This is a genomic window from Zavarzinella sp. (assembly GCA_041399155.1).
In the GTDB taxonomy this organism is placed as follows: Bacteria; Planctomycetota; Planctomycetia; order Gemmatales; family Gemmataceae; genus JAWKTI01.
This window is the reverse complement of sequence record JAWKTI010000004.1, coordinates 118,296-134,026: the sequence shown is the minus strand read 5'-3', so window position 1 is coordinate 134,026 and position 15,731 is coordinate 118,296. Positions and strand designations below refer to the sequence as shown.

Here is a 15,731-nt window from a genome sequence, read left to right as displayed (position 1 = left end):
AATATAGTACCGTTGTTGTTTAAAAACACAAGTTCATCCTGTTGCCGGGACACGAGTTTCGCTAAATTTTTGATTTCAGCAGCAGAAAACAGCCAAAATTCATCCATCAACAAACGTTGATGGATGAATTTACTGCTTGAGAACGATCAAAAATCATACGAGCTTTGCCGATACAGTAAACAGTTGATTGTCAATTGGCAATTCGTCTGATGCTTGGATTGTGCCTGGGCAAAAATCATCCAGGCAAGAAAAAATTTTTTGCAATTTTCGCAAAATTTTTACCTTCGAACAGCCATGATTCTGTTGTCGGGTAACAAAATTGTCCCAGGACAAAGTCGTTTCGCATGACAAAGTTGCAAACAGTGATTCTAAAACCTGGTCTTGCAGCCCTTACCTTGTTAGAAATGAGTTGGCTTGGCTTCAGTAAGGGAGTATCTGGACGGCCTGTCTTGCTCCCCCTTCTCTGCGAGGGAAGGGGGCTGGTGGGTTAGGTTGACTTTCATGTCACCCCCGGCTTCGCCACTGCACTTTCGCTGGGAGAAAGGAAAGTCTGGTCTGAACAGGATGTCCGCGGTTCCAGGATCATTCTGTCTTACCCCCTTCCCTGCGAGGGAAGGGGGCTGGGGGGTTAGGTTTGCTTTTTGCTTTCATCGCCGCAGCGCAAGGGAATTTCTTTATTTTCTGCACGCAACGACGGTAAGAGGCAAAGAATTACTGAAAACCGTCATTCTCGCGAAGCTGGGAATCCATGAAGAAAACCCAACCTATCACCATTACCCGTTAGCAAACCTAGTAGCAGCCAATTTAGTTGCCGGAGCAGCCGGCATTTATTGGCAAAGCGAAGTTTTGCGATTCCGTGGGTGGGCAAACTTTGCCTGCTGGCTGCCACGACCACTCCCATGGTACTATGGTGGTTCTTAATTCATCCAGCCGATCAAAATAATCAAGCAGCTTGACAGAATGAAACACAAACTCATTGTGTTCCTTGACAGCACAAAACAGTACGATCAACGCGCCAAGTGGGGTTCATCGGCCAGAATGGTAAACTGGACACATTCTGGCCGGATTTCTGACGTATCCGCCAGTAATATTCTGCTATCCATGCGGGAATGTTCACCCTTGAAATGATTGAAATGGAACCGCCACGACGCCAAGACGCAAAGAAAAAATGAAGCTCTAAATCTAACCCAAAAACAACAAGCTAACCCCAATTTCACATGAAAATCGGTGTTTTAACGTCTATCAAGCGAACCGTGGCTAACGCCGTCGGCTCATAAAACATGATGTTGAGTTGCCAACTTAAGTGTTTAGTACTGGATTCCCGCCTTCGCAGGAATGACGGTTGTAGGCACAACCGTCTGAAACCCAACCTCGGTTGGGTTTGTGAGCCGACGGCGTTAGCCACGGTTGGATCGAAAAATACCAGAAACACCGAATTTCAAACTGATTTCGGTTTAATTGTATTTTTGCTTTCTTGGCGCTTTGGCGGTCAACACTCAAGATCTGTATTGGGGCAAAGTTTTCCAGGGGGAATCAAATTTGCGGGCCTGCAAGGCACAAGGATTGTCTGTAATTTATCTGAAATCAGTTTGAATTTGGGACCCAGATTAAAATAACCGTTCAACTCATTTGGGGTTCCCTGAATTTGAGATTCGGTACGTTTTAATCAGCTTGGAGAACTATTTTCCATGGTTCGCGGTAGGGTTTATGAAGCATCGCACTGGCTTCCATATCCCCACTGATCGTTTCGGCCTTGGGATCCCAGGCGATTTCTCGCCCAACGCGAATCGCAATATTACCCAAATGGCATACTGTGGCTGATCGGTGGCCGATTTCTACGTCGCAAATTGGCAATTTTCGGCTACGAATGCAGCTTAACCAGTCGTCATGGTGGTTCTTTGATACATACAAATGGACATCAGTATCCAATAGTGGCTCTTTCACAATTTCTGCCGGCGTGGAACTGATGGTACCACGATTGACATGGATGGTGCCTTTTTCCCCAATAAACGTGGTGCCACCTTTTTCCGACATGCCACATATCATTTTCACGCCATTGGCATAGGTGTAAAGAATTTCGCACCACTCGGGGGTTTCGTACCACATATCTTTGTGAAAACGGGCCTTCGCACTGACCTTTACCGGGCCAGATTCATCCATTCCCAGGCCCCACTGGGCGATATCCAGGTGGTGGGCACCAAAATTGGTGAGTTGCCCGCCGGAATAATCCCAGAAAAAGCGAAACAGGTAGTGCACCCGCTTTTCGTTATAAGGACGTTTCGGTGCTGGTCCCAACCAGAAATCGTAGTCCAGTTCTGCAGGTGGCATCTTGTCTGCTACGGGCGGGCCTTTGAAGTTTGGTCCGGGAATGCCCACCTTTACTTCTTTGATCTTGCCAATTCGCCCACTGCGGACCAATTCACAGGCTAAGCGGAAGCGATTATCGGAGCGTTGCTGGCTGCCAGTCTGCACGATCCGCTTGTTGCGGCGTGCGGCAATCACCATTGCTCGGCCTTCGGCGACGGTCAAAGTGAGAGGTTTCTCACAATAAACGTCCTTGCCCGCGTTACATGCATCCACGGTAATCTTGGCGTGCCAGTGATCCGGTGTGGTAACAATGACGGCGTCGACTTCCTTGGAATCCAGGATCCGGCGGTAGTCTCCTACGGTGAGCAGTGGTTTGACATTGGCGGCTTCCAGCACCTTTGCTGCGGCACCGAGCACGTTTTTATCAACATCGCACACACCCACAATGTTCTTGGTGTGCTTCTTCATATTTGGCAAACCCTGATTTTTCACGCCGATGGCGGCAATCCGGATCTGGTTCAGTTTCGATTCCTGTGCTGCCAGTTCTGGCTGGGCAAAGGGTGGCAGAAAATAAGTCACTGCACCTGCCGAAACGGATGCAGCCGAACGTCGAAGAAATGTTCTTCGATTGAGTGACATGGAGAGTCTCCTGTTAGGTAAACGTGTTTAGTCTAATTGAAATCAGGAAAAGTAGCTACAGAAAATCGAAAATGCCGTGTTGTAATATGGCAATATTGCCATATTTAAATATCACAATTGATTACTTTTGCTGGGCACCGACAGGTTTCCCACCTTCGAGCGTCGATAGCGGACTGTCCGATGCGGGGAAAAGAACTGCTTTAGTGTCGGCTACGTTTTCAGGTGGCAGGGCACCAGCATACTCTTTGGTGGGAACCAACGCACCTTTTTGGTCTGGAATTCCTTTCTGGCGATAATTTCCTGCTGCTTTAATAAAGCCGCTGCCACCATTGGCACCGATGAATGCAGTTGGCTTGGGCGTCTTTATAAACAGATTGTTATTTATCCCCAGCCGATTCTGTGGTTTTTGGAATGGTGGGCTGATTTGGGCAAACTGAATCCCCGCTGTTGAATTGCCCAGGAAACTGTTGTTTGTCAGGTCAAGGATGTAGATTGCTTCTGGCCGAGGTGCGGCAAATTCAATCCCGACCTTGGTATTGACAATCCGATTGTGGGTGATGGAAACATCTTTCATCGAACCATCGATCAACACACCGCTTTTGCTGAATGCGCCTACCAGAAGATTGTGTTCCAGATGCAGGTGCTGGCAGGTTAAGCCAATCTGATTCGGTCGTGGATTTTCCAGTTTCGTGGTTACAAGTTCGATGCCAACTTCGCTTGTGGAGCCTTTCGCACCATAAATGATGTTTTCCGTTACCTGGGCAGGGTTGCCTTCCGTTGCAATGCAATCTTTGAAGCTGATCGCCGAAAAACTCGCACCAGACAATTCCAGGTGGTGTATTTTCAGATCATCAACTCTGCCAGAAATTTTCACCAGGCTTTCGCAGAACCCTTCCCCATCAAAATGAATATTTTTTAATTCAAAGCGAACCGGATTAGAAAGTCCTAATAAATATTGCACTGAGCCACCCGCATTGGCAGGTTTTTTCCATACCACCTGCTTTCCGGGTGAAGCCTGCAGAGTAATCCCTCTGGGGCCATTCAGAATGATCGATTCCTGCAGTGTATCAACATCCAACGTAATGGTGTCTCCTTCTTTGGCATTGCCATACGCTTCCCGCAAGGTTGCATATTGTCTCTCACCTGCGGGTTGCCTGGTCACGATCAATTCTCTTGAAGTTGGGGTTCCATCTGGTGTACTCCCAGACTTATTGAAGAAGAAATAGTAACCCGCACCCGCCGCGCCTGCCAGAATGACTAGAAATCCCACCGCACTTAACAGAATGATCAGTTTGTTCGATTTGCCAGTTGGTTGTTGCTGGCGTGGGTGCTTTTTGCTGCTGGCTGTTGTGAGTCTCTTGCTCGATTTTGGCCGCACCGTCTCACTGGTCATGGATGGTGGGGTATCTGTAATTGCCGACCATAATTCCGGCGAAGGCTCTGGGACAACCTCAGTTGCTTTTTCGGCAGTTGGCTGGCGTTTTGGCTGCTGGGGTTTTTCCGTAATATCGCTGTTGATCGAGTTGGACGAAGTTGCAGCGTTGTAAATCGGGCTGCCGGACGGTGAGGTTAACGGAGTCCGTGGTGCTGGTGTCACGGTGCGAACACCTTCCATCGTGGAACTTCCCGCACCAGCATTGGCTGCCGCAGAAAGCGACGGCATTTCTTCCACCGGCGGGGCATTGATTGGCGTTTGGGTAAATGGCAGAAAGTCGTCTGCCACTTCCTGTAGTGTCTGGTACCGGTCATCCGGATTTTTGGCCATCATTTTCTTCAGAATCGCTTCAACAGCAGGCGGGACGTCTTTGCGCAATTCAGAAGCGGGCACTGGCTCTTTCGATTGATGCCAGAGCAGTTTTTGTGCCACGGTACCTTCCTTGAAGGGTGGCTGGCCTGTGAGCATGAAATAGAGCGTGGCACCAAGCGAGTAGATATCGGCCCGCGTATCAACGGTGTGGCTATCTAATGCCTGTTCGGGAGCAAGATAATCGGCTGTGCCCAGGACGGTTTCATCAAATTTGCGGGTCAGGTGGTCGTCGCTGTCGCGAAAAAAGCGGGCCAGACCCAGATCGAGGATTTTTACCACACCTGAACGATCAACCAGTATATTTCCAGGCTTGACGTCGCGATGGATTAAACCGTTCACATTCGCATAGTGCAACCCCACTGCCGACCAATACATGTAGTGGCAACAGCGATCAATTGACAGGGGGCCCGTTTTGCTGACAATGTCCTGCAAACTGGAACCATCGACATATTCCATTACCAGAAAGTGCAGATTGTCGTCCTGATCAATGTCGTAGGCGTGAACAATATTTTCATGGTCGAGAGCAGCAACTGCCCGACCTTCACGGTAAAATCGCTCTAAAGCAGAAGAGTCCGTTGCTTTTGAGGTGGGCAGCACTTTGACAGCAACCCGCCGGCGCAGGTGCTTGTGTTCGCACAGAAACACTTGACCCATGCCACCGGAACCAATTCGTTCCAACACGCGGTATTTGCCTATGCTGAACCGCTTCCAGCGACCCTGAAGAAATTGTTCTGCCTGAAAATAGGTGAGTAAGCCATCCCGAACAAAATAGCCAGCGATCTGATCGACAGGCCGACCTGCGTTGGAGCCAGCTTTCAACTTTTTCACGTATTCGTTCAGCCGTGGTTCTTCCAAAACGCCACTGCGTTTCACCAGGTCAACGAATTCGTCCAAGTTCTGTGGTGCAGGCATCAACGTACCTCAGCAAGAATTGTGGGGATACCTTCCGATTTCTGTTAATCTCTTAACTTATGTATTTGAATCAGGTTACCTAAGTTTGTTGAGAATTTCTACTGCAACAAACACCCAACGTACAATATAGATCACAACTTACCCAAGTGGAACCATTTCCGGTTTTTCGTGGGGAAGTATGCGAAAACAGCTAAAAATGAAAGAAAATTCATTTGCTGAAGGGTTCACGCCACAATCGCCATTTGAAAATGGAGTTTTTCGTTCAATCTTGCAAATTTTGTTCAGCGTATCACTTTTGTTTTCAGTTCGCTGATCAACAGATCCAGTTCTTCGAGTGATTTCTGCTGCAACTCGTCGATGGAGGTGCGAGGTAACTCCATCATTTCTTCTAAAAGTTGAATCTGGCCGATTCTTTGCCCACGCTCTTCCCCTTTTTTCAGGCCCCGCTCTTCGCCGAGTTTGATCCCTTCTTTGATCCCTTTTTCCATCGCAATTTCTTCAAATGATGTTACGAATGGCATTTGATTCTCCTGAAATAACTCAATTCGAAGTTCGTTAAACTCTTCGCGCAGTTCATCCGGTAATTTTAGCAGCCAGTCCAGCAAACGCATAATTCCCCAGACTTCCTGATCAGGTAATTTTCGATTAAAAAGTTGCCGAATCAGGCGGGCTTTATCCGCAAAGCGAAGATCTGCGTTGCCGTGGGTCAACAAACTCCGAATGCTGGCCGCCACAACCAGCCCCACAGGACTGCGGTGCGTCGTCAATTCGTCCAGTCTTTCAGCGTAGTCGAGCAGTTTCACCAAATTGAATTCAAAGTACGAACGGGTGCCGCAAATCGAAAGATCAAAAGGTTCTGATCGCCAGCGTGGGTCATCGTCGGCCAGAATGGCAAAACTGCAGACATTTTTGCCATATTTTTGTCGAAACCGGCAGTAGTAATCAAACATTCTCTCAGGCAACTGGGGATCCCGCTGTGCTTGGACTTCAAAGTGGACAAACAGCACCGCGGGTTCGGTGGGCGAAATGAGGCTCCCCACCTCAAACAATGCGTCGGCACGGACCATCCCAGCGTCGGAATCGGGCAGCAAGGTACGTAACTCGGTATCGAGCGAGCGAAAACCTGCCGCCCAGTCAAACGTGGGGTGCCATTGTGGGAAGAGAATCTCGAAAATATCGGGCAGGTAATTTTCAAGTGTCTCTTTCCAGGGAGAATCAAATTCGCGGGTCATCGTGTGGCCTGCAATAATATCATTTCAGATCATTCTATCTGTGATTTGATTGACTTGGGCACCGGATATGAAAGAATTCTCATTTGGATTCATCCGGAGTTTCAATTAACCAAAGGTCAGCATTCACGAAAGGGGTAAGGTAAAAAATACTATTTTCAGCAAAAATTAATTCTTTTTCAGATGAGCAATCAGTTTCCCAACTTGCTCGTATCCCTGCTGCATCAAAAAATTAGAACTGCGGCCCATGCTTTTCATTCCCAGCACAAAATAATTCGGCTCTGGCTGAAAAATTTTGCCGTCGGCAAATTTTTCAATGTGTAGTTCGCGGGTCATCACTTCATCTGCCAGATAACCCACGTTACCAATGACTCGGTCTACTTCCCACACCTGCGATTTCCCACCCGTGCGGGCACACACCCGGAAGCCTTTGTCCGCACCGTGGCAGTGGATTTCGTCGATCAGTGTATTCATGAAGAATTCGACATTCCCGTCCCCACGGGTGGCCAGATTGTTCACTTTTGCTGCCAGACGATCACGTTCGCGATAGGGATCGTTCGCAATCCGTTGCAGTGGGGTCGATTTTGCCGCACGCGTCAGCCAGATGGTCCAGGTGGCCGACTGATCTTCCGCTAATTCGGCCAGCCTGGCAACTGTCGTCGCTGCTGAATAACCACTGCCCACTACAATCACGGAGCGGCCGGCATAATGATTCTTTTTCGCACTTAGCACGTCTTCCAGAACATAGGGAATGTGCGTGCGGGCAGCAATTTCGCCCATTGCTGGCAGGCCGCCATCTCCCAGCCAGGCAGGTTTGGAAAATGTGCCCGTACAATCGCAGATCAGATCGGCCTGAGCCACGCTTTCGTGCCCTTTGCCATCCCGTAACAGCAATCGAAAAGGTGCCGTAGCCCGCTTCGGGTCGTCCATTGGGTCGGATTTAAAGAAACCACTTCGCCCCACACCGACAACGGTGGTATTTGATTGAATGCGATCGGCCAGATCGGTGGTCATTGCCAGTGGCAGCAGATATGAATTGCGAAAATCGTTCCCCGTAACAATATCCCCAGGTGCGGGCAACTCATGTCCCGAATGGTCCTGTCGGATGAGTTGCACACCCAAGTCAGAAGAATTCTGAGAAAATGGTGAGAACAGCCGAACGTGGCCCCACGATTTGATATGTTCGGCGATGTCGCCTTTTTCGTAAACCGTTACTGGCCAGCCAATTGCGCGAAATCGGATTGCTGCTTCCAGCCCCACCGGACCTGCACCGAGTATTGCTACCGAACGTGGTTCTCCGCGAGCCATCCTGGTTCCTGACAGTTTCCTGAAAACAGCTACTTCAAACTGGGACTAAAATTTCGCCTTGTCCCAGCGCTAACCAATCTCCACGATATCGCCAAACGGTCGCCGTGTCGAGTTCTGTGGGGATCGATAGCCCCCAATGCCGTAGTTTTTTGAAGTAAATAGAGAGAAAAGACGGGTTATAGCGACTCGTCTGGTGAAATGTCGGAGGCAGGGGACTGTTGACGGCGCTGAACAATGTGCCACGTTTCAAGTTAGCTCCCGCGTGCTCTCCCCAGCCAGAAAAGGCAAAAATGGAGCCGGCAATCATCTGCACACCCGCAAACTGGCCAATTGCTCCCTGCACCGCGATGGTACCACGACGCATTTTCGCCCCCACTTCACTGCCAGCGGTGCCGTGGATCAGGATGGTGCCGCCAGACATGCCTTTTGGATTGCCAAGGTATGCGGCCCCAACCAGATTTGCAGCACTGCCACGCACTTGAATGGTACCAGACTGCATCTCTGCACCCAGCCAGTCAGCGGCATTCCCTTCAATCTGAAGATTGCCACCACTCATGTGGGCACCCGCATGCATTCCCACATGGCTGTGGATGTGCAGCGTACCACCGGACATCGCTGCACCCAAACGTTTGATGCGGGCACAATCACCTTCGATTTCGATGTGGGGCACGCCAGATTCTGCCACCTGCACACGAAAAACTTCCCCCAGGTGGGTATCCAGATTGCCCACGCGGATTGGGAGGTGCTCGATTTCGCCCACCGATAAGGTGGCAAAGCGCACCGGACAACACTCTAACATTTCGACAGGTGTTGTGCTGTTCCAACGTGAAAAGAGTCGAATCATTCCGATATTTTACAGAGATTGATCGAAAAAATGAGTCCAGTAGGCAAGCGATACGATGTGTTTTAGAAAAAAACTCGAGTGGTCAAAAGCAGAAGTACTTCGAGGTTTTCAATTCAACACATTTGAACTGTTTGAAATCAAATGTGATCAACTCTTTCTGCCCCACTGCTCATTCTTTTAAGGTGTCTCAGTTGTAGTGCCAAAAACAGCAGCAAACAGTAGCACGGAATGTTAAGAAACACAAGTTGTTGAAAAGGAGTTGCGGGATTCGTAAGTACACCCAATGATTCAAACCATGGGAAAAGCTCGTTAGGACCGAGACAGAACAATACTAGGAGACATGTGCTTAGTATTGATGTGTCTTTCGGAAACATTCTCAATTTGATATCCTTCAAATAAACTAGCAGCGAAGGTATGAGTAGTACAAGAGAATGATCCCATGTTATCGGGCCCAGCAATAGCATGATGGTTATCAGCATCCAGAAAAAGCGATCCCAAGAACGAGCATCTTTGATTTCAAGAGATTTTTTGTAAATAATGACAACGAAAATACTGAAGGTAACAATTGTAGCCAACCAGGCTAGCCCAGTATGATAAATGATGGGGATCACACCTTGATTCTGGGATCCAATAAATAGTCTATGCCACACTCCTAAAATTGACTGATTCATCCAGCTATATCGAAATGTTTTGAGCGAAGGAATAACAACATCAATATACTTGTATACATTAGAGAAGCCGAATAGCAATCCGGAAATGATATTGCACATAACAAATATAATTACACCAAATATGAAAGCCTTATACCGGCAACGTAAAAGCAGATAAATCAATAAAAATCCGGGAAAAACCTTGCAAGCGGCAGCGATTCCAATGAACAATGCAAATGTGAAATATCTACCATATTTCGATGCACTCCATGCACAAACAATGAGTAATAATAACAATGCATTTAGTTGTCCTTGGCTAAATTGTTGTCTGATTGGATTGCAAAATGAAAGAATCGCCAGAATTGGTAGAGCCAGCCAATAATACTCGCTTTGCCACTTCCAGTTTGAAATTTTGGTTAGCAATATAATTGATAATCCAAGCATAACCGCTGAAGCAACGTGCCAAACTGCTAAAGCAGCATGATAATTCAGCAACCCCAGTGGGAGTAAAATTGCTATTGAAAACGGAGGGTGTGCGTTATACTGTATGTCATTGACTTGTAAATTACTATTTCCATATCTCTGAATATTTACAGACATATGATCATAAATACCATGGCCGTTCCACCAATTTCTGGCCGAAGACCACTCTTGAAAAAAATCGTTTGCCGTTTCATTCAATGGTGGCTGCAATTGATACAGCCAGCCAGTCTTCTTAATTTGTCCGTTTGAAACATGTTCTCTTACTGGGATTTGCATCCAAAGAACGAATATTGCAATTAGTTGCCACAAAATGCGAACGCTCAATGGCCACTGCTTGATTGACATCGATAATTCTCAGGAAAACTATAAGCTACAGGAAACAGATACGATATTCAGCAACGGGAATATTATCGCTGGACAATCTGTTCCAGAATGGTGGGATCCTGGATTTCGTCGTCGCGGGCCAGTAACAACACCTTGGATACTACTTCTGCCGTGCGTGGGTCGTTGTCGGCAAAGGGCAAAAACAGTCTCCCACGGTGCTGGGCCTGAATCGGGACCACACACAGCGAGCCACCCGGTTGTTTGTGAACCACCCCACTGCCCAGATGGATGGAATACTGGCCGTACTTGCCTTCGATCAGCACGTGACGGCCATCAATCCGCACGTTTTTCAGTTTCAGCAGGCTTGCCGTTTCCTTCACCAGTGCAGCACGCATTTCAACTGTGGATTGGGTGGCTTCAGGATCAACACCACCCACGTGGGCGACACTGACAACCAGATCCAGATCCCGCATCACTTCACTGAAAATAACTGGCGGGACATCTTTCAACAAAATCCGCTTCCAGTCCCCACGCTGATGGAACATCACAGCGGAAATCGAAGGTGATTCCGCCTCTCCGGGTGTCGTCCAGCCATAATCCTGTGCTAATTCCACCACCAGATTGTGGGTGCGGAACAGTTTGTCGATTCCTTCCCGCGTTGACCAGCCACGCCCAGCCAGCAAGGCATTTGCCTGATTCTGATTCACCTGCTGACCAGCATAGCGCTGTGACTTATCGCCATCCTGTTTCTCAGCCGGAGTCAAAGTATAAACTTCGCGGAAAACCTGCTTGAATGGCTGAATCCGTTCTCGTTTGAGGCATTCAGCCTGCCACAGGTGCCAGTCACCATTTGCCAGCAGATCCAGGGGGTGGGCCACCGTCCAGGTATCTTTCGCCTTCAATGCTACCGATTTATTCTGATGGTTAATCAACCCTTTCCCATTCGCCGAAGGGTAGCCAAGTGTGCCGCTGGATGCCCGCAGAACTAATCGACTGAGAATGGGCTTCACCAGTGCGTGCGCCATCAACTGGGGGAGTTCTTTGGCGGTGAAAGTATCCCCCGCACACATCGCCTGTTCCAGCGAACGCAACGCACTGGCCGCCATCCGCTTGATCGTGGTTTTTCGTTCGAGAAATTCTTTCACACGAGGCAGCTTTTTCACGGCAGGTGGGATCGATTTCAGTGCTTTGCCGTTACGCGATTGCTCTACTTCCGGCTCTGATTGGGCATTCAGCTTCATTTCGATGAGAAGATCGTCTTCTTCAATTGAAACCGGGCCATTCAGAAAATCAGCCACTTCGCTGGCAGTGACTGCCCACTCGAGACGAATGGGATCGGGATAATCAGCCGTGACTGCCAAATTCTGCAAACCCAGTCGAAATGCCTGCATTGCTGGTTCCTTAGAAAGGGAACTCAGGCCCTTGGCATAACGTTCGTAATTTTTCAGCACACGGTAGCGGTCCTGCATCTCCGCTTCTTTCTGCTCTGCATTGGTTGGCAGTGGCAGTAAGCCAAGCAGCTTGACCGATTCCTTCAAAAACTTCTTTTCAATATCATCAACCAACTGTTTTTTCGGCATGCGGCCCAGAAGCACATCGGCCAGGCGGGCGGCCTTCTTGTGGCTTTGGCCCCAGCCTAGATATTTGGCTGCTGCCTCAATGGCATCCCAGCGTTCGTCGCTTTTTACAGCTTTGTAGGCAAAGTGGAACCAGCCCACATCGATGATCCCTTCTTCCCGCTGCTCAATCGTCAGGTTGGTTCGTGCCTTGACAATTTTCGACCATGCTGATTCTTTCTGTTGAGGGTTTCCTTCTACAGGATTTTCATTTTCAATTTGATCCAGGTCCAATTCATCATCTTCGGTTGAATCGATCTGATTTTCCCACTGGCTACGTGAGTGGGCAATGAACCAGTAAACCGCTTCATTCAGTCCGGGCCATCCCAGCGTAGCCTGAACATGATCCACCCATCGAGGATTGAGCATTGCGAGTTCAAGAATCCGCTCTTCTGGCACCAGTTTCTGCTTGATTAGTTCCTTTGCCTGGCGCGAAAATTCTATCGGAGTGTCGTCTGGTCCTGGAGTACAAATGCGAATGAGATGGGTAAGCACGGCAGGTTTGCCCTCGCCCACCGAATAACTTTGTTTGGCAAAACCCTGTTTACCAAGTGCGGGTAACAATTGGAACAGGTAACTGCTGCCCACCAGTTGTGAAATCGCCTGTGCGGCACTAGTCGCGGCGGTGGCAGATTCCCCACGTTCTATTTCAATTGTGATAATCCTTGCAATCACATCAGAAACAGTTTGCTCCAACTCTGGAAAATCAGCAACTTTTTTCGACAAGTCGTTTACAGATGTCAATTCTGCTAACGATTGAAACTGGCTGTTCCAATAATTACCTGTAGACAAGCGCGGGCCGATGAGGTGGTCCAGAAAATCCCCACTGGTGGCTTCATCAATCTCATAAGCATCCAATAAATCTGTTATATATGGTCGTAATTGCCCATTGTGGGGCAGTGGCTGCTCAAACCAGCGCAGTAATTGCCAGAATTTGCTTCGATGGTTCTTTTTCCAGTTTTTCGGGTGGTGAGTGCGTATTTTTCGTACCAGTTGCAACCAGACAATTGCCCATTGCTGATCCCGCCAGTCCTGAAAACTGGATTCCCAATAGTAACGCACTTTCACAGTGGGATCAGGTGCCAGTTCCAGCAGTTTTTGTGGGACCATCGATAAACCGGTTTCAGTAGCCTGCAAGGCAAAATCGGCCCCACCTTTCGGCAGGTAACAGGCGACAAACCAGTTCAATAACTGCTCAATAATTGCCTGATAGCGCAGTCTTATCGGTGGCTCGGGAAATAACTTGGTCTGATAGGCTTTGAATAACGCCTTCTTCTGCTCGACACCATCTTTATTGCTGACCTCATCATCATCTTCATCGAAAAGGTCATCAATATCATCGTCCATGTCATCCGAATCCAGTTCATCCGGATCACCTTCACGAATAGTAACTTTGGGTGCTACAAACGCACGCAGGATTTCCATGCCATCCGTATCACGAGTGTTTTCTGGTCGCTTCTTTAGCCATTTTTCCCATACTCCTCGCAGTGGGAGCAGTTTCAGGTTATCAGCACTATCTTTCCTTTCGTCTGGTCCTGGAAAGCCCCACATATACGTGATGCTGCCCAGTACATGTTCATCCGATTGGCCGTTCCCATATTCCACTGTGAACGTGTCCTGCCGATGTTCGTGGATCATGTCATCCAGTGATTTCAGAAATGCGGCGGTGGAGGGGGTGAATAATTCCACCTCTTGATCTTCTGGAGCAATCACCTCACTGCGGTGGTGGCCTTCCAGCAGGCCCAGACAATCCTCCAGCGTGGCGGGCTTTGCTGCGGGATTCAGAATGACTTCAATGGCATCCGCATCCGATTTGGGCATGCGGGCACCACGCTTTTCGACATAGTCGCGTAGTTTTTCCCGCACCGGTTCTGGGGTGCGGTCACCATCCACCATTCTGCGTGCCAGTTCGATCCCGCCCGAGCGTTGATTGGCATCTTTTCCTGCCAGCAGCCGATCAATTGAATGCAGCACCGCCGGATCGCGACGATTCAGGATTAATTCAAAAATGGCCCGACGAAAATCGGCCGTTTTGCGGGTTAAATGGCCTTCCAGTGTCAGTACTTCATCTTCAGCCAGTTGGCACTTTTTCAGCCCTTCCAGTGCAGCCATCCGCACATCCCCGGATGGGTGGTTAGTAATTGCCAGCAATGTTTCCTTCACCTGATTCGTGAGCGTGCGTGGGGCACATAACTTGCCAATCGACTGTACCTGCACGTAAGTGCTCATAAAATTGAGGTATGGCAATAATTTTTCCGGTTGGCGTTTGCCCAGCGCTTCGATCAGGCGATCTGCTGCGTTAGTTTTGCAAAGTTCCAATTCGCCCCACTCGGGAACCAGCGGTTTGATCTTCTGTGGTTTATCCGCCAGTCGTGGGAGAAGATTTACTAACTGATCAAACAGCCGATCGGTGGGCTTGGTTTCGCCATCTTCATCGTCGTCTTCCCCATCCAGCGTGTGGCCTAACCGTACCAGTGCGTAACCTGCAATACGCAGATCCTCATCATTCAAAGCATTCTGGACCATTTCCTGGCCAGCCGGAGTGCCCGATTCATGCCCCAGGCGGATCGCAGCAAGCCGGCGTCCGGGGTCTTTGTCCTTAGCCAGCTTTTTTGCCGTGGTCAGTGCAGCAGAAATATCACTGAAGCCCATCGCCCACAGTCCGCGGTAGCATTCCAGGGTATCGCCAGATGAAATCGCTTTTTGAATTGCTTTGGGCTGATCGATCAACTGGATAATGGATTCCAGGTCTGCCTTCAGCTTTTTGGGATTATCAACAGTTTCGGCTTCTCCCAGCCAGACACCTGCGGCACGGGCAACGGACGCAAATCGCAGCAGATTCTGGTCAAGAATCAGCCGGACCATGCGTAAAAATGCCTGAATCTGGCCTTCATCCACCGATTCCAGGATGGTTTGCCGCAAGCCTTCCTGTCGCTGGGCGGCGATGAGAAGATTTTCAGCAAATTCCCACGCTTCGGGGCGTTTACTGCACACTAACGTGCGGATGGCGTGGCGACCCATGCCACCAATTTCATGTCTGCTGGCACAACTGTCTTTGATAATTCCAAAAACAGTTTCGCTCTCTTTCGTGCCTGCATCAATCACGCCAGCAAAAATGTAGCCCAGGCATTCCATTCCCCAGCCAAAATGGACCGCCCAGGTGGCAAGCCATTCAGCGGAAAGAGTATCATCGGGATAGTTGCCTAATAGTTGGATTAACTGCTGCAGATATGCCCCACGTACTTTGCGGTGCAGCTCCGGATTGTGGGGTGCCCGAAAACCACGTCGAAGGTAGCCTTCCCCGTACGGCAGGTTCGCAAAAACCTGCCAGCCCAGTTCCACTTCTTTGGCAAGCGTGGGGAACAACGCCTGCAGAATCTTTGCCCGCTCTTTGGGGTGCTCGTCAATATATTGGACCCCAAACGTGGGCAGAGTATACCTTTTCTGCCAATCTTTCGGTGGCTTGCCGTTTTCTTCCAGTTGCAGCAGTGCCAGACCCGCTTTCGCCTGGGCTTTTGGCAATTTCTGCAATCGGGCAATTCTGCCCTGCAGGTGCTGGGCAGACTGTAACTTGTTCAGTTCTTCACGTGCTTTTGCGGGATTCAGCATCGA

General features: G+C 49.1%; 7 protein-coding genes. All 7 read right to left on the bottom strand.

Annotation, left to right across the window (positions count from 1 at the left end; genetic code table 11):
• Positions 1–1,662 precede the first annotated feature (1,662 nt).
• On the bottom strand, positions 1,663–2,946 hold the full coding sequence (locus tag R3B84_18210) for a Gfo/Idh/MocA family oxidoreductase (GenBank protein MEZ6142497.1): 1,284 nt from the start codon (positions 2,944–2,946) through the stop codon (positions 1,663–1,665).
• 121 nt (positions 2,947–3,067) lie between these two features.
• Positions 3,068–5,665, bottom strand: a complete 2,598-nt coding sequence (locus tag R3B84_18205) for a protein kinase (GenBank protein ID MEZ6142496.1) — start codon at positions 5,663–5,665, stop codon at positions 3,068–3,070.
• A gap of 281 nt (positions 5,666–5,946) precedes the next feature.
• Positions 5,947–6,897: a hypothetical protein gene (locus R3B84_18200; GenBank protein MEZ6142495.1), complete on the bottom strand. Its 951-nt coding sequence runs from the start codon at positions 6,895–6,897 to the stop codon at positions 5,947–5,949.
• Positions 6,898–7,062: 165 nt separating this feature from the next.
• A complete protein-coding gene (locus R3B84_18195; GenBank protein MEZ6142494.1) occupies positions 7,063–8,202 on the bottom strand; it encodes a monooxygenase in 1,140 nt (379 codons plus the stop codon).
• A gap of 34 nt (positions 8,203–8,236) precedes the next feature.
• Positions 8,237–9,046, bottom strand: a complete 810-nt coding sequence (locus tag R3B84_18190) for a formylmethanofuran dehydrogenase subunit C (protein MEZ6142493.1) — start codon at positions 9,044–9,046, stop codon at positions 8,237–8,239.
• A 137-nt stretch (positions 9,047–9,183) separates the two neighbouring features.
• On the bottom strand, positions 9,184–10,524 hold the full coding sequence (locus R3B84_18185) for a glycosyltransferase family 87 protein (GenBank protein ID MEZ6142492.1): 1,341 nt from the start codon (positions 10,522–10,524) through the stop codon (positions 9,184–9,186).
• A gap of 62 nt (positions 10,525–10,586) precedes the next feature.
• Entirely contained in the window at positions 10,587–15,728 is a 5,142-nt protein-coding gene (locus tag R3B84_18180; protein ID MEZ6142491.1) for a DUF5724 domain-containing protein, read from the bottom strand.
• Positions 15,729–15,731: the final 3 nt, after the last annotated feature.